The sequence below is a fragment of the Bacillota bacterium genome (assembly GCA_012518215.1).
In the GTDB taxonomy this organism is placed as follows: domain Bacteria; phylum Bacillota; class Dethiobacteria; order DTU022; family PWGO01; genus JAAYSV01.
The window spans coordinates 157,574-178,180 of the sequence record JAAYSV010000006.1 but is presented as its reverse complement, the minus strand read 5'-3'; the positions used below and the strand labels follow the sequence as shown (position 1 = coordinate 178,180).

At 49.6% G+C, this 20,607-nt stretch carries 16 protein-coding genes and 1 other annotated feature; of the genes, 12 read left to right on the top strand and 4 right to left on the bottom strand.

Annotated features, from left to right (window positions below):
• Positions 1-16 precede the first annotated feature (16 nt).
• Entirely contained in the window at positions 17-754 is a 738-nt protein-coding gene (locus GX364_01180) for an MBL fold metallo-hydrolase (protein ID NLI69465.1), read from the top strand.
• Here the strand turns inward: GX364_01180 and GX364_01175 are convergent.
• A complete protein-coding gene (locus GX364_01175; GenBank protein ID NLI69464.1) occupies positions 744-2,084 on the bottom strand; it encodes a polysaccharide biosynthesis protein in 1,341 nt (446 codons plus the stop codon). The genes GX364_01180 and GX364_01175 overlap by 11 nt on opposite strands.
• A 128-nt stretch (positions 2,085-2,212) precedes the next feature.
• Between GX364_01175 and GX364_01170 the strand changes: the two genes are divergently transcribed.
• From GX364_01170 to GX364_01125, 10 genes are all read left to right on the top strand, one after another.
• Complete coding sequence (locus GX364_01170; protein ID NLI69463.1) at positions 2,213-3,319, top strand: Ldh family oxidoreductase; 1,107 nt, start codon at positions 2,213-2,215, stop codon at positions 3,317-3,319.
• Between the two features lie 32 nt (positions 3,320-3,351).
• On the top strand, positions 3,352-4,272 hold the full coding sequence (locus GX364_01165) for a chemotaxis protein CheV (GenBank protein ID NLI69462.1): 921 nt from the start codon (positions 3,352-3,354) through the stop codon (positions 4,270-4,272).
• 254 nt (positions 4,273-4,526) lie between these two features.
• The gene (gene miaB, locus GX364_01160; protein NLI69461.1) at positions 4,527-5,885 is read left to right on the top strand and encodes a tRNA (N6-isopentenyl adenosine(37)-C2)-methylthiotransferase MiaB; all 1,359 of its coding nucleotides are present in this window, start codon (positions 4,527-4,529) and stop codon (positions 5,883-5,885) included.
• A gap of 33 nt (positions 5,886-5,918) precedes the next feature.
• Positions 5,919-8,570, top strand: a complete 2,652-nt coding sequence (gene mutS, locus GX364_01155; GenBank protein NLI69460.1) for a DNA mismatch repair protein MutS — start codon at positions 5,919-5,921, stop codon at positions 8,568-8,570.
• Positions 8,567-10,354 (top strand): DNA mismatch repair endonuclease MutL, encoded by a 1,788-nt coding sequence (mutL, locus tag GX364_01150; GenBank protein ID NLI69459.1) that lies wholly within the window; start codon positions 8,567-8,569, stop codon positions 10,352-10,354. Before mutS ends, mutL begins: the two co-directional genes overlap by 4 nt.
• A complete protein-coding gene (miaA, locus tag GX364_01145; GenBank protein ID NLI69458.1) occupies positions 10,351-11,313 on the top strand; it encodes a tRNA (adenosine(37)-N6)-dimethylallyltransferase MiaA in 963 nt (320 codons plus the stop codon). Before mutL ends, miaA begins: the two co-directional genes overlap by 4 nt.
• 59 nt (positions 11,314-11,372) lie before the next feature.
• Entirely contained in the window at positions 11,373-11,651 is a 279-nt protein-coding gene (hfq, locus tag GX364_01140; protein NLI69457.1) for an RNA chaperone Hfq, read from the top strand.
• Positions 11,652-11,825: 174 nt separating this feature from the next.
• Positions 11,826-12,761, top strand: coding sequence for an AAA family ATPase (locus tag GX364_01135; GenBank protein ID NLI69456.1), 936 nt, complete (start codon positions 11,826-11,828; stop codon positions 12,759-12,761).
• A gap of 68 nt (positions 12,762-12,829) precedes the next feature.
• Positions 12,830-14,125, top strand: a complete 1,296-nt coding sequence (gene hflX, locus GX364_01130; GenBank protein ID NLI69455.1) for a GTPase HflX — start codon at positions 12,830-12,832, stop codon at positions 14,123-14,125.
• Between the two features lie 14 nt (positions 14,126-14,139).
• Complete coding sequence (locus tag GX364_01125; protein ID NLI69454.1) at positions 14,140-15,420, top strand: hypothetical protein; 1,281 nt, start codon at positions 14,140-14,142, stop codon at positions 15,418-15,420.
• 138 nt (positions 15,421-15,558) lie between these two features.
• Here GX364_01125 and lexA read toward each other — a convergent pair whose 3' ends face one another.
• Positions 15,559-16,170 carry a transcriptional repressor LexA gene (gene lexA, locus GX364_01120; GenBank protein ID NLI69453.1) on the bottom strand — a complete coding sequence of 204 codons (612 nt, stop codon included), beginning with the start codon at positions 16,168-16,170 and terminating at the stop codon, positions 15,559-15,561.
• 153 nt (positions 16,171-16,323) lie between these two features.
• Between lexA and GX364_01115 the strand changes: the two genes are divergently transcribed.
• Positions 16,324-16,932: an SOS response-associated peptidase gene (locus tag GX364_01115; protein ID NLI69452.1), complete on the top strand. Its 609-nt coding sequence runs from the start codon at positions 16,324-16,326 to the stop codon at positions 16,930-16,932.
• 2 nt (positions 16,933-16,934) lie between these two features.
• Here GX364_01115 and GX364_01110 read toward each other — a convergent pair whose 3' ends face one another.
• Complete coding sequence (locus tag GX364_01110) at positions 16,935-18,467, bottom strand: 2-isopropylmalate synthase (protein NLI69451.1); 1,533 nt, start codon at positions 18,465-18,467, stop codon at positions 16,935-16,937.
• A gap of 40 nt (positions 18,468-18,507) precedes the next feature.
• Positions 18,508-18,734 (bottom strand) — a binding site (T-box leader).
• 526 nt (positions 18,735-19,260) lie between these two features.
• Positions 19,261-20,586, bottom strand: a complete 1,326-nt coding sequence (locus tag GX364_01105) for a hypothetical protein (GenBank protein NLI69450.1) — start codon at positions 20,584-20,586, stop codon at positions 19,261-19,263.
• Between the last annotated feature and the right edge of the window lie 21 nt (positions 20,587-20,607).

Genomic DNA, 20,607 nt, shown 5'->3' with positions numbered 1-20,607 from the left:
ACCATGAGGGGAAATCATGAAGTTAACAATTTTGGGGGCGTTCGGCCCTTATCCGCCTGCCGGTGGTGCCTGTTCGGGTTATTTGCTGGAAAATGAAGGGGACAGGATCCTTGTTGATTGCGGCAACGGCGTTCTGAGCCGCCTGCAGAAACATCTTGCGCCCTGGGAACTTGATGCCATCGTGATCTCTCATCTTCACAGTGATCATATCTCCGATTTGTTCATCCTGCGCTATGCCCTCTTGATGGCTCAAAAAAGGGGGGATACCGATGGCGCGCTTGATCTTTACCTTCCGGCAGAACCCGAGGAAGAAGTTTCCCGTATTCCATACAAAGATGTCTATAAATTAAATTTTATTGGCTCACGGGATTCTATTCCCATCGGTTCTTTCTCTCTCACGTTTCTGTCCACGGCCCATTCCATTCCCTGCCTCGCCATGAAAATTCAAGCCGGAAACAAAATACTTGTTTACAGTTCCGATACCGAATATCTTGATGAACTGGCCCCTTTCGCACACAACAGCGACCTGTTTCTCTGCGAGGCCAATTTTCTGGAAGAGAATCTCCCTCCTTCGCGTGCCAACCATCTTTCAGCATTGCAAGCCGGAAAGATCGCCCGGGAAGCCGGGGTGAAAGAATTGCTCTTGACCCATCTTTCACCTCACCACCCACCGGAACGTTCCAGGCTCGAGGCATCCAGGGAATATCCATCCGCCAGGCTGGCTGTTGAAGGGCATCGGTATATTATCTCCTGATCAATCCAGAAACGAGGAACCTGCTGCTTATGCATCCAAGCATTGAAGTCAGGGCAAAGGAAGCCGAGTAAGCCCAGACCGCGCCATATATGCCCATGGAAGGCAGGGCGGTAAGAAAATATATCAGTAAAAGTCCCACTGCGGTTCCGGCAAGATCGTTGAAGACGGCAATTCCAGGGTGGCCAAGGCCGTGCAGTATGGAAGCGGTGGTAAATTGCATGTAAACCAGGGGGGCGCAGAGAGCAAGCATGGTAACCAACGGTGCTGCGGACGAATTTCCGTAAAACAAAGAGGTGAGCGTGGGGGAGAAGAACCTGAAAACCAGGGAGACGGACAACCCCATGCCCAGGGTCCCCCACAGGGAAAACCTGACTATGTTGTTCAGTGTCTTTTTCTGTTTGGTCACGGCAGCCTGAGCAACGTAAGGAACCAGGACAGTGTTGAGAGGCAGAATAAAAACAGTGGGCAGAAAAAGAAGAGGCAGGGCCATTCCGGCCAATTCCCCCAGGAGGGTGATTGATTCGGCAGCATTGAAACCCGCCTTCTGCAACCTTGCGGGGATAAGCAAGGATTCAAATACATGCGTGACTGACCCGCTGACACGTAACAGCAACAATGGCAGTGAAAGGACTGCCATTTCTTTCTTGAGCTGCCGATCAAGTGTTACCGGGAAACTGCTCCCGCACGGTTCTATCTTCCGTAGATGAAAACGCCTGTAGAGAAGCAAAATAATGAAACCGATTATTTCCCCGAAGACGATGCCGGCGGTGATACCGCAGAGGGCATACTCGAGCCCGAAAGGCATCAGCACGTAAGCAGCGGCCAATCCGGAACCCACCCTGCAAATTTGTTCTCCCATCTGGGAAACAGCCGTCGGCGTCATCATTTTGGACCCCTGGAAAAACCCTCTTACAATCTGGGAGACTGAAGCAAAAAGAATACCCGCAGCAACAATTTTCAAAGCACTGACAATCCGGCCATCGAGGTTGGAATGGCAAACATACAGGTGAAGGAGCGGATAGTATACAAGAAAGATCAATACGGAGGAAGCCAATACCATTTTGATTGCCTTGTTCTTGATCAGAACCCCGGTTCCGACATCCCCCGTAGAATGACGATCCGCAATCATCTTGGTGATAGCACCGGGAAGGCCTGCTCCCGCAACTACAATCAGCAAAGTGTACACCGGAATGATGATCTGAAAGAAACCAAGCCCTTCCGCGCCGATAAGTCGCGACAGTATTGCCCGGTTCAGGAGGCCCAGAAATCTAATGAACAGTCCAGACAGGGTAAGTATCAGGGTGCCTTTTACCAGGGGGCGTTTCCACATAAAGGGTTTCTCCGCAAAATTTCTCCAAAATATTGGGTTATCTATTTCTATGCTTTTACAAGGTGGTTATTATTGATATAATTGAAATGAACGGATAATGGCCAGCGAAGGGGGAACCAAACACATTCATGCCGGAAAAAATTGTCTGGATCGATTTTGACACGATGGAAAAATTCATGGTAGACGTATTCATGGGTGCAGGAGTTCCGGAAGATGATGCTCGCATCTGTGCAGACGTGCTGATCACTTCTGATAAAAGGGGTATTGACTCCCACGGGATAGGGCGCCTGAAACCGATCTATTATGATCGTATCAAGGATGGCATCCTGTCCCCGATTACCAACATGGAAATTGTCAAGGAAGGGCCGACAACAGCGGTAATCGATGGACATGATGGTATGGGGCATGTTATCGGGAAAAAATCAATGGAAATGGCTATCAAGAAAGCACAGAAATATGGCCTGGGAATGGTTGCCGTGAGAAATTCATCCCATTACGGCATTGCCGGATATTATGCCCTCATGGCCGCTGATCAGGATCAGATCGGTATTACCGGATCCAATGCAAGGCCTTCCATAGCCCCCACATTCGGGGTCGAAAATATGCTTGGTACCAACCCGCTTGTTTTCGGGCTGCCCACGGACGAAGAATTTCCTTTTGTTATCGATTGCGCCACCTCGGTTACCCAGAGGGGCAAGATCGAATTGTATGCACGTGAAAACAGGGAAATGCCTTCCGGCTGGGTGATTGACCTCGACGGAAAATCCAGGACAGATCCCCATCAGGTACTGGTCGATCTGGTCGAAGGCAAAGCTGCACTCGCCCCCCTCGGCGGAATTGGAGATGAGAATGCTGGTTACAAGGGCTACGGTTATGCCACATTGGTGGAAATTTTATCTTCGGCGTTGCAAGGGGGCGCTTTTCTCAAAATGCTCGTGGGGTTGGAGAACGGGAAGAAGGTGCCGCATCGACTCGGCCATTTTTTCATGGCTATAGATATAAGCCACTTCATTGAAATTGAATCGTTCAAGAGGACCACCGGAAATATTTTGAGGGAATTGCGGAACTCCATGAAAGCCCCCGGGGAAAGCAGGATCTACACGGCAGGGGAAAAAGAATACGAAGCCTGGCTGGACCGGAAAAACAGGGGTGTTCCCGTGGGGGAGGTACTGCAAAAAGAAATGAAAGAACTGCAGCGTGAATTGAACTTGCAGCAATACAACTTTCCCTTCTAATCCACATGGGCTGATTTACGAGGAGCACATCGATGGCAGAAGACGCTATTTTGCTGGAAAGCGGAACAAATGAAGTAGAAATACTCGAATTCAAGGTTGGAGAGAATTCCCTGGGCATAAACGTAATCAAAGTAAGGGAAGTTATCAACCTGGTCCCCGTGACCAGAACCCCTCATGCCCACAGGAGTATCGAGGGCCTGATCATCTTGAGGGAGGAGACCATTCCCCTGATTGACCTGACTTCCTACCTGGATTATCCCGATGCCATGGCAACCGATGAGGACAAGATCATCATCGCTGAATTGAACAAATTGAAGGCTGCTTTCCGGATCAACTCTGTTGTCCGCATCCACAGGGTCTCATGGGAGCAAATTCATAAACCCCCGCATATTCTTCAAACAAATGGTTGTATAATCGGGTTGATCAGGGGTGTGGAAGGACATCTCGTGTTGTTGCTTGATTTTGAAAATATTCTTTTTGACGTCAAACTCAGCCATGCTGTTGATGAATCAGGGCCGGAAGAAATCATGGAAATCCCCGCGGACAAATCGTCCAGACAGATCATCATAGCCGAAGATTCACCGACACTGCGAAAGATCCTTACCGATTATTTACCGCAGATAGGCTATCACAATTTGCAAGTTTTTGAAAATGGGGCAATGGCATGGGGATATCTGGAGAACCTGGCCCGCGAATTGAAAGAAGATCTCCTGGATACGGTTCAACTGGTCATAACGGATATCGAGATGCCACAGATGGATGGACATCATCTGATCAAAAAGATCAAATCCGATCCTCTGCTCAAAAGATTGCCGACGATCATCTTTTCATCGCTGATAACGGATGATCTGCGCCACAAGGGTTTCAGTGTCGGCGCGGATGCCCAGGTGAGCAAGCCTGATTTCAAGGATCTTTCCTCTATCATCAGAAAACTACTTCTTCCCCCGGATTAGTCTTTTCCCGATACATCCTCGGAATACCTGCTCTTACACGGCGGCGCTTGAACCAAAGTATTCAGTCTGCATGATAAAATACCCCGGGGATGCCTTTTCCAGCGAGCAATATCTACGAGGGTTCCGCTCTTGAATCTGGCCTCCGGTACGGGCTGTTATTTATTGATGCGGTTACCATCCGATCGTTTTCTTTGATATAATAAAAGATGATTTGAAAGGGCCCTGGCCCGGGTATTAACCTGAAGCAATCAGAAATGAGATGTTGTCTCTTGCATCATATCAACAAACCGCACAGCTACTATATCATCACCCTGGGGTGTCAGATAAATGATCATGATAGTGAATTGTTGGCCGGTCAGCTGAAGGAGGAGGGACTGTTTCCTGCGCCGTGTATCGATACAGCCGATTTGCTGATCATCAATACATGCGCCGTCCGTAAAAAGCCGGAGGACAAAGTATCAACATTGCTGGGGGAACTGATACCATGGAAGAAAGAACGCCCGGATCGTATGCTGGCTGTGGGAGGCTGCATGGTACAGCAACGCGATGTGGCCGATCGACTTGCCCGTAAATTCAAGCATGTAGATATTCTTTTTGGTACACATGTACTGCCACATTTTACGCGCCTGCTGGAAATGGCCAGAAACACGGGAAAAATTGTCATTGAAACAGGCGAAGTAGATCTTGACAGGGAGGGCCTGCCGGTCTCCAGGAAAAACCGTTTCCAGGCCTGGGTTCCTGTAATATACGGCTGCAACAACTTCTGTTCATATTGCATCGTTCCTCATGTGAGGGGGCGGGAACGCAGCCGCCCCCTGCACCAGATTGTCAACGAGGTAAAGGAACTGGGGCAGTCGGGCTACAGGGAGGTTACCCTTCTGGGGCAGAATGTCAATGCTTACGGGAAAGACCTTGCCGGTGAAAACCGTTTTCACCAGCTACTTGATGAATTGAGCAAAGTGCCGGAAATCAGCAGGATCAGGTACATGACCTCTCATCCGCGTGATTTTGAAGAAAGGATTATCGATGTGATTGCACGTTCGGAGAATATATGTGAACATTTTCATCTGCCCATTCAATCGGGCAGTAACCGCATTCTCAAGAAGATGAACCGCGGATATACCCGTGAATACTACATCCGCCTGGTGGAGACAATCAGGGAATACATCCCCGATGCGGCGATAACTACCGACTTCATCATCGGTTTCCCCGGTGAGGAAGAAGAAGATTTCATGGAAACGATGGCCCTGATCGAGGAGATAAGATTCGATGCAGCATTTTCCTTTCTCTATTCGGAGCGCCGGGGCACACCGGCAAGCAAAATGAAAAACAAGATACCCCGGGAAGTAAAAAGAGCTAGAATCATGGACCTGAACAGGAAACAGCAGGAGATAGGCCTGCAGATCAATTCTGAACTGGTCGGTTCGGTTGCGGAAGTCCTCGTGGAGGGTGTCAGCAAAAATGATCCCCACAAACTTACCGGGAGAACAAGGACCAACAAGTTGGTTCATTTCAAGGGCAACCCGGACATGGAAGGACATCTGATTGATCTGCGCATAGAGCAAGCCGGGACATGGCATCTTTCGGGGGAGCCAGAAAAAGAAAGAATATAGGAGACATATTTTAACCGGAGGTATGGAGACAAATTGGGCAAGCTGACGCCAATGATGGAGCAGTACATGTCGATCAAAGAAGAACATGCAGATAAAATTATCTTCTTTCAGGTAGGGGACTTTTACGAGCTTTTTTTTGATGATGCAAGGGTTGCATCGCATGAACTGGACCTGGTGCTGACTACCAGGGATACGGACAAAAAAGACCCCGTTCCCATGGCCGGGATACCCATACACGCCATCGACAACTATCTGCCGCGTATGATTGAAAAGGGCCACAAGGTTGCAATATGCGATCAGACCGAGGAACCCTCCACGGCAGGGGGTGGGCTGGTAAAACGCGAGGTGACCCGTATCGTTACACCGGGAACGGTTATCGACGAGTCCATGCTCCGGAACAACCACAACAACTACCTGCTTTCCCTTCTCAAGGATACTGATAATTATTACGGGCTGGCCATCACGGATATTTCCACGGGGGGCTTCTGGGCCACGGAAGTATCCGGCGAAAATGCAGAGGACCTGATCAGGGCCGAGTGGCAACGATTGGTTCCGGCCGAGGTTATCTGCACCTCGTGGATGATGGAAGACAGGATTGTCTCCGAATGCCGGAAAATCTACGAAAAAACCTTGTTGGAGGAAGTCCCCGACAGCTATTTCTCCCACCGTGAAGCACAGGAAGCGGTTCTTGCCCAGTGGGGTAGCAAGCAGATAAAGAAAACCCGGCTGCACAAATACCCTCTTGCCATTTCGGCAAGCGGAGCCCTGCTTACATATCTTCAAACACTCCAGAAAACCTCCTTGAAACATCTGAAAACGCTGGAATTGTATTTCCCCGGGGAATACATGGTTCTGGATGGGGTCACACGCCGAAACCTGGAGCTCACGCAGACGATACGTGAAGGCAAAAGGAAAGGATCCCTGATCGGTGTCCTCGATTATACCTGCAACTCCATGGGCGGACGCTTGCTGAAAAGCTGGCTGGAACAGCCTCTCAGGGATGTCACGGCAATAGGTGAGAGGATCGAAGCCGTGGATGAAATTTACAACCAATCTTCTTTGAAAGCCGATCTCGGCAAACAGCTTGCGCGGATCTTTGACCTGGAAAGATTCTGCTCCAGAGTCAATTTTGGAGCAACCAATGCCCGCGACCTTGCTGCCCTGAAAGAAACTTTATGGCGACTGCCTGCAGTGAAAAAAACACTTAAACAGGCAAAATCACCTCTTCTGAAAAGAATCGTCACCCACCTACCGCTATTTGACGAGTTAACTGCCTTGTTGGATCGGGCACTGATCGATGATCCCCCCCTTGCATTGCAGGAAGGAGGAATTATTCGCGAAGGGTTCCACACGGAGGTTGATCATCTGCGAAAAATCTGCCGCCAGGGAAACAAATGGCTTCTTGAGGTGGAAAGAGAGGAGCGGGAACGGACGGGAATCAAATCCCTGAAAGTGGCTTACAATCGGGTATTCGGGTATTATATCGAAGTTACAAAGAACAATTTACACCTGGTCCCGCCGGAGTACCATCGCAAACAAACGCTGGTCAACGCCGAGCGTTTCATCACCGAAAAATTGAAGAAGATCGAGGAAGAAATAACCGGAGCCAATGAAAAATTGATCCGTCTCGAATATCAGTTATTCGAAGAGCTCCGCCAGGAGGTATTGAAATATACCGATTCCATCCAGCAGGCAGCACAGTACATTGCTCAGCTGGATTGCCTGCGCAGTTTGGGAGAGGCCGCGTTGGTCAACCGCTACTGCCGCCCGGAAATAGGCCTGGACGGCCCTATCGAAATCAAGGATGGGCGGCACCCTGTGATCGAAAAGATGGACCTGGGCGAAAGATTCGTGCCCAACGATGCTCTTCTCCGGGAAAACCGGAAGATGCTGATACTTACCGGACCCAACATGGCGGGAAAGAGCACTTACTGCCGGAGTATAGCCCTGATCTGCCTGATGGCCCAGATGGGCAGCTTTGTGCCCGCCACATCGGCACGATTGCCTGTTCTGGAGCGTATATTTGCCCGAATCGGGGCCAGCGATGACCTCAGCGCAGGTCAGAGCACATTCATGGTGGAGATGAATGAAACGGCATCCATATTGAGGGAAGCTACACCGCAAACACTTATTCTCCTGGATGAAATCGGCCGTGGGACAAGCACCTACGATGGTATGAGCATCGCCCGAAGCGTTCTGGAATATATCCACAAATATCTTGGATCCTGGACACTGTTTTCCACGCATTACCACGAACTGACCGTGCTCGAGAATGAGCTGCCGGGAATCAAAAATTATACAATGGCCGTCAGGGAACGCGGCAACAGGGTTATTTTTTTAAGGAAGGTGATCCCTGGAAAGGCAGACAGAAGCTACGGCATCAATGTAGCCCGTCTGGCAGGATTGCCTGCAGAAGTTGTGGAGCGGGCCGAGGCCATATTGACGGAGATCGAGAAAGCAGACCGCAAGGGTATAAAACAGGTCAGTCTTTTCGAACTGGACAACCCTGCGAGGAAAGAGGAGATGCGGGGTCAGGATGATGGCAATCATGTGAAATTGCCTCGCAGTGTCATGAAGGAATTGCTGGAGATAAAGCTGGAAACTATAAGCCCGCTGGAAGCCATGCAGGAACTCTTCCGCATACAGTCCGCTTTGAAAAAAAATACTGATGGGGAAAAATCATGAGCAGAATAAGAATACTTGCCCCCGATGTGGTGGAGCAGATAGCTGCCGGAGAAGTTGTTGAAAACCCGGCATCGGTAGTCAAGGAACTGGTTGAAAATTCTCTGGATGCCCGGGCCACCCTGATAGAGGTCCGCATCCGTGAAAGCGGCCTGAAGGAAATCCGGGTTACGGATGATGGTATAGGCATCCCCACCGGAGAAATCAGCCATGCTTTTCAGAGGCATTCAACAAGCAAGATTTCCACAACTGATGATCTTGAGCATCTCGATACCCTTGGATTCCGCGGAGAGGCCCTGGCCAGTATCAGCGCCGTGTCCAGGGTAACCCTGATCAGCCGCCCCCCGGGGGAACTGGGAGGAATCCGCATCAAACTGGCAGGCGGAAAGAAACAGAGCAAGGAAGAAGTTGGCGCCCCTGTTGGGACAGATGTCGTGGTGAACGATCTTTTTTACAACACCCCGGCGCGCAAGGCATTTTTAAAAACACCGGCATACGAAGCCAGGAAAATCTCCTTGCTGTTGACCGGACTGGCCTTCTCTTTCCCTGATGTGGCGTTCTCCTTCTGGCATGGGGAGAGGTTGATATTCCAGACCAGGGGGGACGGGGATGTACCCGGAATCATTGCTGAAGCCTACGGCAAGGATGTACCGCGGTCCATGTTGGAATTGCAGCGCGAACAGCGGGGAGGCATGAGTATCGAGGGTTATATCTCCACCCCGTTGCTAACCAGGTCAACGCGACAATACCAGACCTTCCTGGTCAACCGCCGCCTGATAAGGAGTAACCTCCTGAGCGGCACCCTGAAACGGGCCTACCAGGGTCTTGTACCTGGACAACGTTTTCCTCTGGCAGTCATCCATCTTCGGCTCCCGCCGGAAACAGTGGATGTGAATATTCATCCTGCCAAAGCGGAAGTGAGGTTCCATCATGACCGTGAAATAACCGGATTGCTCTTCAGGGCTGTCAGCGACACTTTGAAACGCACCTCGCCTTCCATTTCGTTGGGAAGCGAGGGTTTTGCTCGCAGAAGAAATCCTGGAGCCCGCTCGCCCGGTTTTCCCCCCGTTCAGAAGAAAACAGGGCAGAGGGACAGAACCTACCATCTCCACGATGAAAGGATCGCCGACAGCCTTCCCTTCGATGATTTCGGCAAGGAGGCGTTTGTCAGCACTCCGGAAGAGAGCAGTCAAATCTTTCCCGAGGAGGATTACCAGGTGATAGGACAGTATCTGTCGTCATACATCCTGGCCCAGAAAGGAGACAAATTGCTGCTCATAGATCAGCATGCCGCCCACGAAAGGGTGCTGTATGAACATTACAAGAAAAAATACAGTGAAGCGGAGCATGATGCACAGGTCCTGGCCACGCCGATCAGCATTGAAGTCCCCGCCTCCCTGGCTGAAAACATGCCTGAATTCATCTCCCTGTTGGAAAATGCTGGGTTCAAAATAGAATTATTTGGGGAGAATACCTATCTGGTAAGGGAAATACCACTGATGCTGGCCGACATCTTCAACCGGGAAATTTTTCTTGACTTGCTGGCATATATCGGTGAACATAAAGAGATGCCGGGCACCGATGCGAATGAACCGGTCATCAGGATGATGGCCTGCAAGAATGCGGTCAAGGCCAATCAGAAAATGAGTCTTCCCGAAATCAGAAAACTTATCAGGGAGTGGGGGATGACTGCAACCCCGTTTTACTGTCCCCACGGACGTCCGATATTGATTTCCTTTACCCGCCATGAACTGGAAAAGGGATTCCGCCGCAAAGGGGGGTATTGAAAACCATTAAATATTTTCAACCTGATGACGGCAAAAAACTGCCGGTGGTGATGGTCATTGTTGGCCCAACCGCGGTAGGCAAGAGCAATCTGGCTCTGGAAATGGCTTCGCGGTTGGATGGGGAGATAGTATCTGCGGATTCAGCCCAGGTGTACCGCCATCTGAATGTTGGAACCGCCAAACCATCACTGTCGGAACAGGAGAGAATAAAGCACCACCTTATTGACATCATAGATCCCGATGTACAATTCAGCGTGGCCCACTACCAGAAGCTGGCTCTCAAGGCCATACCGGAGGTATTATCCGCCGGAAAGCTCCCCATCATCGCGGGGGGTACCGGGTTGTACGTCAGATCCATAACTGATGCTTATGTCTTCAGCAGTTCCGGCCGAAACAGAAGGTTGCGGGAAGAATTGAACGGGATTGCCCGGGATAGAGGGTCCGAATATCTACATCGCCAACTGGCCAAGCACGACCCGCAATCCGCCATGAAGATTCATCCCCGGGACAAACGGAGGATTGTCCGGGCCCTCGAGGTTTACCACAGTGAAGGGAGGCAGATCTCAAAACAATGGCAGGAAACCAGGAAACAGAGTCCCCGTTACCGTTTTGTCATCATAGGCCTTACCCGTGACAGGGAAGAACTGTATCGGAGGATCAACCGCAGAACTGATGAGATGATGGAAAACGATTTTGTCGGAGAAGTCAGGAATCTACTGCTAAGGTACCCGAAAGATGCGCCCGGTCTCCAGGTAATGGGTTACCGGCAGCTTACCGATTATCTGGAAGGGAAGCTTGCACTTGAAGAAGCAACGGAGATTATCAAGAAAGAGACGAGGAACTATGCCAAAAGGCAGCTAACATGGTTCCGTCGTGATGGGCGCATCCGCTGGTTTGATACCCGGGGAATTGATATAGAAAAATTGGTAGAAAATATTAATGGCATGATGGGAGGATAAAGGGGTAAAAAAGACGAATATATTGACTGCTTGTATAAATATGGAGGAGAATAACTGATATGAACAAAACTGGCATTAACTTGCAGGATACTTTTTTAAACCAGGTCAGAAGAGAAAACATACCGATGACCTTCTTTCTGATAAATGGCTATCAGATAAAGGGAACCGTACGTAGTTTTGATAATTTTACGATAATGCTGGAGGTGGATGGCCGACAGCAACTGATCTATAAACATGCCATCTCCACCATCATACCAGCTCGCAATATTTCCTTGAAGGTTGAGGGGGGGCAACCGGGCGAAAACTCCGGTCGGGGATTCCCGGCAAGCGAAATTTGAATGAACGATGGATGATCCAGAATCATCCTATCAATAAAATACAGAGGGCGGCAGAGAACCTGTTTGGAAAGGTTCTCTGCTTTTATTTATCCCGTTTGGCCGGGATTGACGTATAATGAAAAAAGCACGGTCAGGACCTGCGCCTGATGCAAAGGGGGAAATGGAATAGTAAAGATCGCTTATTTTGTAGGGAAAAACACCCAACGGGGTGGCGCAGAAGGCTTGCAGAAAACATATTCTCGCAGTGGCAAGGCGTGTCTTCCGCACGGGCCCCAAAAAAAACAGGGCGGGGAGAGTTCACCATTTATCATCGATGAATTCAGATCACTGATCGGGCTGAAGGATGTCAAAGACATCGTTCTGGAAATACAGGCGTATTCGGAAATAAAACAGCAGAGGATCTTCTACGGGCTGCAGACCGATGCACTCACCCTGCACATGATCTTCAAGGGTAATCCCGGTACGGGAAAGACCACCGTGGCCAGATTGCTGGGAAAAACATTCCATGAAATCGGGATACTCTCCCAGGGTCATATCGTCGAAGTGGAGAGAGCAGACCTGGTGGGCGAATATATCGGGCACACCGCACAAAAAACAAGATCCCAGATCAAAAAAGCACTGGGAGGAATACTCTTTGTTGATGAAGCATATTCCCTGGCACGGGGAGGGCAGAAAGACTTTGGAAAAGAGGCCATCGATGTCCTGGTCAAGGCCATGGAGGATTATCGGGATCAATTCATACTCATCCTGGCCGGTTATCTCCGGGAGATGGATTATTTCCTGAACATGAATCCGGGGCTAAGATCACGATTCCCCATGATGATCGTATTTCCTGACTACAGCATCGATGAGTTGATGGCCATAGCCGAATCGATGGCTGCGGAAAAAGAATATTTGATCTCCCCCGAAGCCGAATATGCACTTAGAAAGCATTTGACCAGACTCTCAAACGAGGGGCGCCTGAAATGCAGCAACGCTCGCTACGTTCGCAATCTGCTGGAAAAAGCAACACGGAAACAGGCCATGCGTCTGGTGAAAGAAAATCACTATTCGCGCAAGAAACTGATGATACTCAATCCGGAAGATCTGAGTACCAATGAGCAACTATGATAATATATAAATAGTCGTTTCGATAGCGATTCCAATAAAAATGAAGGGATGATCATCCTATCTACAAATTGACGGAACACAGGTACAGCGATGGACCGGAGAAGGCCCTGCTGGTTTATCTGGCAAACAGGGAGGAATCGGAAGAACAGATTGATTCTGCATTGACCGAACTGGAACAGCTGGTCAACACCACGGGGGCCCGGACAGTGGCCCGGGTCGTGCAACGCAGGGAGAGCCCGGATCCTGCTCACTGTATCGGTGCGGGCAAGGTGGATGAAGTGGCGCAAGTTCTCGAAGGGGACAACATAGGCCTCGTCGTCTTCGAGTGTGAAATATCCCCCATGCAGATGAGGAACCTTGAAGAAAGGTTGGAAGCCAAAGTTCTTGACCGTACGGGGATAATTCTGGATATTTTCGCCACCAGGGCGATATCCAGGGAGGGAAAACTCCAGGTTGAACTTGCTCAGATGCAATATATTCTGCCACGTCTGACGGGTTACGGAGCCAAGCTATCGCGCCTGGGCGGCGGAGTGGGAACACGTGGTCCGGGTGAAACCAAACTTGAGACGGATCGCAGGCGTATCCGGAAACGAATCGGGGAACTGAAAAAAAGGATCGCAGAGATCAAAAAGCATCGCCAGCTCCACCGTCAAAGGCGGAAAAAAGACGGCAACTATGTAGCAAGCCTTGTGGGATATACTAATGCCGGAAAATCCACGCTCATGAATGCACTTGCCGATGCAGAAGCTTTCACGGAAGACAAGCTCTTCGCCACCCTTGATCCCCTGATCAGAAATGTCCCCCTGAATGAAGGGAACTCCGTATTGCTTACTGACACGGTAGGTTTTATCCGCAACCTCCCCCCATCGGTTATAACCGCTTTTCAGGCCACACTGGAAGAAATAAGTGAAGCGGATCTGCTCCTTCATGTTGTCGATGCCAGCCATCCCGAGTTCAGGGAACAGATACATGTAGTCCGGGATATGCTGAAAGAGATGGGAATCGATGCCCGGAAGGAAGTGATGGTCTTCAACAAATTCGATCGGCTGAACATGATGGACATCAACATCGAGGCATTGAAACGGGAGTACCCCGGTGCATGTTTTACCTCGGCCATCAGGCGGGAGGGGTTGGAGGATTTAAAAAATATCATGGTGAAACATTATGAAAAGAGCTACCATACGGTGGACTTTTACATCCCCTACCGGGACAACCCCTTCCTTTCCAGGCTCTACCGGGAAGGGAGAATAATTGAAACAGCTGACCACGACGGATCCCATATGCGGGTAAAAGCCACTGTCAATGCAGGATTTCTGGAAAACAATTACGCCTATACCTATCTTGAAGAACGGAAGGATGATTGAAAATCATGGAAAACATGCAATGGGTCGATGACCTGGATTTGCCCGCTGACCTGAAAACAATAATCAAAAACACCTGTCCCGCCGTCGAGCCGGAGTGGAAAAAAATCGACCGGATCACACTGCAGAACCAATCGAGGGTCCTGGAAGCCTTCCGCGAAGAACGGGTAGCAGAAGAAGATTTCCATGAGAGTAGTGGTTACGGATACGATGATGCAGGAAGGGAGAAATTCGAAAAAGTTTATGCACGCATTTTCTGTGGTGATAAGGCCCTGGTCAGGCCCCACCTCATTTCCGGTACGCATACACTGTCCGTCGCCCTCTTCGGTCTTCTGCGCCCCGGTGACAAATTGCTCTCCATCACCGGCCCCCCTTACGATACCCTGCAGATGATCATCGGTAAAAGTGACGGCCGGGAAAAGGCAGAAACGGGTACCCTTGCGGAGTGGGGGATCAAATACGATGAACTGCCCCTCGATGAGAACGGCTACCCTGACCTGTCCCATCTGCAGGGGAAACTTTCTGCAGATGTGAGGGTAGCTTTTATACAACGCTCACTCGGATACAACAGTTCAAGAGTGGCCTTGACCGTTGAAGACATAAAAAATATCACTGCAGCGATCAGAAAACATCGGCCGGATGTAGCTGTACTGGTTGATAACTGCTACGGTGAATTTGTCGAAACCGTGGAGCCGCTCGGAGAAGGAGCGGATGTTCTTGCCGGGTCCCTGATCAAGAACCCCGGCGGGGGACTCGCATTGACAGGCGGATACCTGGTCGGCAAAGCCGCATTGGTGGACAGGATCGCGGATCGGCTGTCCGCACCTGGCCTGGGCGGGCACCTGGGTGCCATGGGTACAAAGCGCTATCTCTATATGGGGCTTTTTAATGCACCTACATTGGTGGGAAATGCTCTCAAGTCGGCTGTTTTTGCCGCGAAACTTTTTGCATACCTGGGATTCGACACCAGGCCGGCATATGATGGAAAAAGAGGGGATACCGTGCAGGCCATTACCCTTGAAGATGCCGGGCTGGTCGAGCTGTTTTGCCGCACGATACAGAAGTATTCCCCGGTGGGGTCGTACCTTGCGCCGCTACCTTCCCCGGTTCCAGGTTACACGGATCCGGTCATCATGGCTGCCGGGGCTTTTATCCAGGGTGCATCCGGTGAACTTTCCGCCGATGCTCCCATGCGGGAACCCTTCACTGTTTTTCTGCAAGGTGCTCTTACCATTTCCCATGCTCTTATCGCTATCTGCAAGGCAGCAGAAGCGGTTTACATGGCTTGCCATCCTTGAAATAAAACACCCCACATCGTTACTTCCGTTCCCATCGTCGCGAAAAGGAAGTTGGGGATGTTTTTTGTTCCGGCATGAACGGGGATATACGGGGTGGAAAGAAGAAAGAAGAGAAAAAAGGCAGCTCCCTGGAAAAATTTAAAATTTCCTGAAGAGCCCCACCACCTTGCCCAGCACGGTTATGTTTTCGGTAATGATGGGCTCGTAGTCATCATTTTCTGCCTGAAGCCGGATGTATTCACTTTCTTTGAAAAAACGTTTGACCGTCGCCTCATCGTTTTCAATCAAAGCAACGATAATGTCTCCATTCCGGGCGTCCCGCTGTTGCTGAACAAGGATATAATCGCCATCCATCATCCCGGCATTGATCATGCTGTCTCCCCTGATGCGCAACATGAACTTTCCGTCAGTGCCAGGAAAAAGATCAAGTGGAAGCGGAAAATATCCCTCGATATTTTCCGCAGCAAGGATAGGTTTACCGGCCGTTATAGTACCGACAATGGGAACGAAAACAGCATCATCGGCACCCCCGTCATCGGGAACCAGCAATTCAATGGCCCTGGGTCTGGCAGGTTCACGGCGAATATAGCCCTTTTTTTCAAGGGCGGTAAGGTAGAAATGGGCGGTGGAGGTGGAACGGAGTCCGAAAGCATTGCAAATTTCCCTTATTGACGGGGGGTAGTTCCTCCGGGTGATATGATCCCTGATGAATTGAAATATTTCTTTCTGCTTGTCGGTCAACGGTTTCATGGTCCTGCTCCTGTGGTTAATCTGTAAATATTATAGACCATTCTTGCAATAATGGCAAACATATGTTCGATTATTTTGTGGACATCAATTATTCATGAAGTTATAATATTTTCAGAGGAAATGTTGAGCAATGGGGGAGGAGAATAGTCAAAAATGTGTGGACGGTACTGGCTGGGTGATGAAATAGACAGTTTGTGCCTGAGATACGATGCCGAAATGAAAAATCCGGAAGGATATATTCCCACCGGGGAGGTGTTTCCCTCCTTCAGGGTGCCTGTTGTGGTAAGGGATCACGGGCAAGGAAACAGCCTGAGATTGATGCGCTGGGGATTCCCCGGTTTCCAGAAGCGGGGGATGGTCATCAATGCCCGGGCAGAAACAGCCGACACCCGGCCCATGTTCAGGAGAAGTTTTCGCCAACAGAGGTGCATCGTGCCTGTGAATGCTTTTTTCGAATGGAAGAAAGAAGGTATTGAAAAAATCAAATACAGGATCGATATCCAGGGAGATGGTCTGTTTTCCCTGGCCGGATTGTTCGATATCTTCGAAGATAATGGGGGAGAGGAGTATGCCGCCTTTGTTATTATCACCACTTCTCCGCTCCCCACCATCAGGAGCATCCATGACCGCATGCCCGCGATCCTTTCGCCGGAAAAAGAAGCCGCCTGGCTCGATAAGAACGTCAGAGACGTTCATCTGCTCAAGGGTTGCCTGCAATCGGAAAATATTATCGGCTTGAGGGCTGAAAAAGCCCTTGATTGAAATCAGGCGCCATTCCTGGTATTGTTGATGGCAATAAGTTTATTTATCCCGTTGACATATGCCTTGACACTCGCTTCGATGACATCGGTGCTCAACCCCCTGCCGGTAATGATCTTGTTGTCATGGGATATCTTGACCGTAACCTCGCCAAGCGCATCTTTACCTCCGGTAACGGCACTGAGCTGGTAAGCAGTAAGCTCGATGTTTATGCCCGTAATCTTGTTGATGGCCAGGTAAGCAGCATCGATAGGGCCTGCCCCGACAGCCACCTCTTCAAATGCCTCGTCTCCTTTCAGCAGCCTGACGATCGCTGCGGGGATACTCTTGCTACCACCCACGGTCTGCAGGAAATCGAGCTTGTAGGTAGGAACGGTAAAGGAAATATGCTCGAATATGAGCGCTTCCAGGTCCTCACGATAAACTTCTTTCTTCTTGTCTGCCAGTTCAAGAAACCTCGAATAGAGAGAATTGAAATCCTCCTCGGTAAGGGTGTAGCCCATTTCCTGCAGTTCATTTTTCAAGGCATGCCTTCCGGAACGAGCCGTGAGGACCATCTTGGCAGCCTTCCCACCAATCAGCCTGGCATCAATTATCTCGTAGGTCTGCTTGTCCTTGAGGACTCCATCCTGGTGAATACCGGACGAGTGAGCAAAGGCATTCTTGCCAATCACGGCTTTGTTGATCGGTACGGGGATCCCCGTCAGTTTGCTGACCAGCCTGCTGGTGCGGTAAATTTCAGTCAGGTTGATATCGGTGTAATAGGGCATTCTGTCCTGGCGTATACGCAGCGCTACCGCTATCTCCTCCAGCGAGGCGTTGCCCGCTCTTTCACCTATACCGTTGATATTGCATTCGACCTGGCGTGCACCATTCTTTATGGCCGCCAGCGAATTGCTTACCGCCAACCCCAGGTCATCATGGCAATGAACACTCAACACTACCTTTTCCATACCCGGCACATTTTCCCTGATCCGGCGTATCAATTCCCCGAATTCCTCGGGCAGCGCATAACCGACCGTGTCCGGCACGTTGATCACAGTGGCACCGGCTTTGATGACCTCCTCGATGACCCGAAAAAGATACTCTTCATCCGCCCGCGTGGCGTCTTCGGGGGAGTACTCCACATCAGATGTAAAACTGCGAGCATATTTTACTGCCTCCCTGGCCTGTTCAAGAAGCAATTCCGGATCCTTCTTCAATTTCTGACGCATGTGTATTTCGGAGGCCGCCAGAAAAACATGAATACGGGGCCTTTCGGCATCCCTAACCGATTCCCAGGCAGCATCGACATCTTTTTTGATGCAACGGGCCAGGGAGCATATAACAGGGCCTTTTACATCCCTGGATATCCTTTCAACAGCTTTCAGTTCACCCGGTGAAGAAATCGGGAAACCAGCTTCTATAACATCAACATTCAATCTGGCCAACTGGTGAGCTATCCTGATCTTCTCGTCAAGATTCAATTTTGCACCCGGAGTCTGCTCTCCATCCCTCAACGTGCTGTCAAATATAAATATTTTTTCCCGGTTACCCATCTGGCCATCCCTCCCATGCATTTTCTTAAAAAAACTTCCGTCAAGAGACGAAAGTTTCGCGGTACCACTCTATTTGACTGGAGGCCTTTATATCCAGTCCACTCGATCCCGTAACGCAGGGTTGCGGCTCCGGGCTATTTGTTTCTTTACGTTCACCCGGGCACCTCCCGGAGGAGTTCGGAGAAGGGCTTCCTGCCGTCTTCCACCAGCGATCACGGCTCTCTGTAAGGATTTACTTCCCGTACTGTTTCCGTTCTTCGATTTTATCTATATTGTCATGATTATCTTATTGTATTTGAAATGCCCTGTCAATAACCTTTGACAGGGTCTGTATTATCCGTACAATGTCATTACCATGTTCCGGTATTCCGCCATGTGTGATCTCTACAAGTCCAACTTCAATGAATTTTGCAAAAATGAGTGTTTTATAAAAACTTGGAAGGTGGGGGACAGGCATTTCATTCCACGTTTAACATTGTCGATGTTCTTCAAGGCATTCGGTGGAAAAATCCAGTTTGTTGTGTTCAAGCTAAAAAAAATTATTTGTATGGAATATACCGAATCGAAATCTCAAGATTGATGATCGTCAAATGATCGTCAATAAATAATTTTGGAAAAATACTATGAACCACAAAAGAGAACAAAAGAGAGAAGAAGCCAGTGATCGCGGGCCAATAACCGACCTGCCAGATTCTGACTCTTTGTTATCTTCCGATAATATATCTTATGTTAACTAATTACCATTTAAAATACAGGGCCGCCTTGATCCTTCAATCAGCCCTGCAAGATGGATTTATTGTGCACTTCTTGTACCGATACGGATGATTTCATTTACCGGCTGATATAAATCCTCGTAGATCAATTCTCTCCTGATTTCTTTATTCCCATCATACACAACCCTGAATACTTCCACGCGGTATCCATCGCGTGCCTCCTGGACGATCTCTGTCTGCCCCCTGGGCAAACCTGGAGCTTCCTGCTCAAACTTGATCGGGGGGATCGTCTCCGCGATATTTGCCTCGATTTTAACCGTGTATGCGCTATCGGGTCCAGGTGCACCGTAATATTTGACTCTCAAGACTCCGTCATTTACCGAGCCAACCAGAAGAATCGGATCTTTATATGTATTTTTGATCGCAAGATCCCTGGAACGATAATTTACCGTGGCACCGAGCCCCAGCCTGACATAAGGAACCTCTCCCCCATGCGGATGCCTCTCAATTATTTCCAGTCCAGCAAGCAATGCTGCCTGATATGTGGTAGTTGCAAGCTGATTCAAGCCGCCATCGATCCCCACGATCGTTTCCGCATGGTTTTCAAGGACCTCCGTTTCCCTGTAACCCCGATCGGACGTAACAGGACCCACTGCAAGATTGAAGGAAAAGGTTTCTCCCGGCCCGATAATGGTTCCATCCAAAAAACCAAGCGCAATGCCGATGTTGTTGACAGCGTTGGCGTGAACCCCATCCAGCGAAGTTTTGTATTCGGAAAGAATATTGTTGGTATCGGGCAGGTTCTTGCTCTTGATATCCGGTTCAAGTATTTCGGCCCTGACGGGTATGTTTGAAGTCTGCCCCCTTTGCAGCCGTTTTACGGCCTCCTGCTCGGTAGCAACAATATCCAGGCAGCGGCCCGGAACCCCTTCTTCCAGGTAGGGAACCCCTTCCTTGATAAATAACCGCGCATTTTCAGGGGGACGATCAAATTCACCCTTGATCTTCGTGATTTCCTCACGGAGGAAATCTTTCGTTATTGCGAGGGGTACGGCAAAGTCAATCATTGGCGGAAACCATGCGATTTCATGAAATATATTTTTTGCCTGAAGGGCCCTATCAATGGACAGATCAATATCATGAGAGATATTTCCGGCATCAACAGGAATGGCATACTCCTCTTCCTTCCAGACGAAAACTATCCTGGATGGCAAGGAAAGTTCTTTCTTCAGGTTTTCCCTTGCAGAACTTTCCGACAACCCGGCCACCGATATGCCGGAAATCGTTATTTCGCGGCCAAAAGTATCTTTGTTATACCCGAAGAAGGAAAAACACACTCCCCCGAGGACCAGGACAAGAGCCTGGAAAAATACCATCAGCAAAAAAAACAAACGTTTTCTATTCATCCGGTTACATTACCCTGAAGC